This is a genomic window from Mesorhizobium sp. M7A.F.Ca.CA.004.04.2.1 (assembly GCF_004022825.1).
Classification (GTDB): Bacteria; Pseudomonadota; Alphaproteobacteria; order Rhizobiales; family Rhizobiaceae; genus Mesorhizobium.
Genome location: NZ_RZPH01001191.1, coordinates 1 through 1,655 on the forward strand (window position 1 = coordinate 1; position 1,655 = coordinate 1,655).

2 protein-coding genes and 1 pseudogene are annotated in these 1,655 nt (G+C 62.6%); all 3 read right to left on the reverse strand.

Annotation, left to right across the window (positions count from 1 at the left end):
- Positions 1–98 precede the first annotated feature (98 nt).
- Positions 99–656 carry a thioredoxin family protein gene (locus EN893_RS32845; protein WP_127267897.1) on the reverse strand — a complete coding sequence of 186 codons (558 nt, stop codon included), beginning with the start codon at positions 654–656 and terminating at the stop codon, positions 99–101.
- 21 nt (positions 657–677) lie between these two features.
- Positions 678–1,364: a ribulose-phosphate 3-epimerase gene (rpe, locus tag EN893_RS32850; RefSeq protein ID WP_127267898.1), complete on the reverse strand. Its 687-nt coding sequence runs from the start codon at positions 1,362–1,364 to the stop codon at positions 678–680.
- A gap of 60 nt (positions 1,365–1,424) precedes the next feature.
- Positions 1,425–1,655: pseudogene (locus EN893_RS32855) on the reverse strand (CbbX protein); the annotation flags it as partial.

The following is a 1,655-nucleotide window of genomic DNA, read 5'->3' on the forward strand; positions in this document are numbered from 1 at the left end:
GACGGCGGCCGCTATGTCCGGTGCCGAGTCGACCAGCGTGCCGTCGAGATCGAACAGGATCGCCTTCGGCGATCGAAGCGGCCTACCTGCACCGACGTTCATGCGGCATCCTTCCACTTGATCGAGCAGCCGATCGAGGCGATCTGGTCCAGCGGCCCGTCGCCGGTTCGGGCAACCTGCTTCATCGCCTCGAACAGGTCGCGTCTCAGCCCGGGCGCTCCGGCTTCTCGTCGCGAGGCGTCCAGCCGACCGCGATATTGCAGTCCCAACTCGCTGTTGAACCCGAAGAAATCGGGAGTGCACACGGCTGCGTAATCGCGCGCCACAGTTTGGTGCTGGTCGTGCAGGTAAGGGAAGCTGAAGCCGTTCGTCGTGGCGAAGAGCTTCATTTGGTCGAAGGAATCCTCCGGGTAGGTGTCGGCATCGTTTGAGTTGATCGCGACAAAGCCGATACCTTCGGCCTTGAGGTCGTTGGCATCGCGCACGATACGTGAAATCACTGCCTTCACATAAGGGCAGTGATTGCAGATGAAGGCCACGACCAGACCGTTCGGGCCGGCCTGGCTGAAGATCGAATGCGACCTGCCGTCGACGCCAGGCAAAACGGCATCGATGGCGCGCCAGCCGAAATCGCAGACAGGGGGGACGGCCGCCATGCTTGCCTCCGATGGAATTGTTTACGCCGCTTTCCGGATCGCACCGTCGGCCGTCTGTCGGATGGCTCCAATGTTGGTGCGATAAGCCGCCTCGGTGCCCCCCTTGAACACGGCCGACCCGGCGACCAGCACATTGGCCCCGGCCGCGGCGACCAGCGGGGCGGTTTCGGCCGTGACGCCGCCATCGATTTCGATGTCAATCGGGCGGTGGCCAACCAGTGCCTTGATTCGCCTGATCTTCTCGATGACCGCGGAAATGAAGGCCTGGCCGCCAAAGCCTGGATTGACCGTCATCAGCAGCACTAGGTCAAGCCTGTCGAGCACATACTCGATGACGCTCTCCGGCGTCGAAGGATTCAGCGATACGCCGGCCTTCTTGCCGAGATTTTTGATCGCCTGCAGGGAACGATCGAGATGCGGCCCGGCCTCGGCGTGCACCGTGATGATGTCGCAGCCGGCGTTGGCGAAGGCGGCCAGATAGGGGTCGGCCGGCGCGATCATCAGATGGCAATCGAAAATTTTGTCCGTTCGGTCGCGGATCGCCTTGATCACCGGCGGACCGAAGGTGATGTTGGGTACGAAATGGCCGTCCATCACGTCGAGATGGATCCAGTCGGCACCCGCCCGCACGACAGCTTCGACCTCATCGCCGAGCCGCGAGAAATCCGCGGAAAGCACGGAGGGTGCGATGATTGTCCTGGTGACCATGGTCGTCGTCTCCAATTCTGTCTGCGGGTGTTGGTCGCTGCGCCAGCCGGCTCCATCCCGTCAGCGCATCTTCGTCTCCGGTTCGCCTTCGAGTTTCCCTTCCGCGAACACGCGGCTGCCGCGAATGTCGGATTCCTCGATGGTGACAAGATCGGCTTTGGTCAACACCCGGCTGCGCGATGCGAAAAGCCGGTTGGCCTGCCGCAGCCGCGCCCGGTCGAGCCCATTGCGGACCGAACGCGCGTTGGAGAAATGCGGCAGCCTCATGCGGATCGGAAGATACTCTTCGAG

Coding starts and splice junctions, on each gene's coding strand:
- EN893_RS32845 (WP_127267897.1), bottom strand. CDS start 656: ATGGCGGCCGTCCCCCCTGTCTGCGATTTCGGCTGGCGCGCCATCGAT.
- rpe (WP_127267898.1), bottom strand. CDS start 1,364: ATGGTCACCAGGACAATCATCGCACCCTCCGTGCTTTCCGCGGATTTC.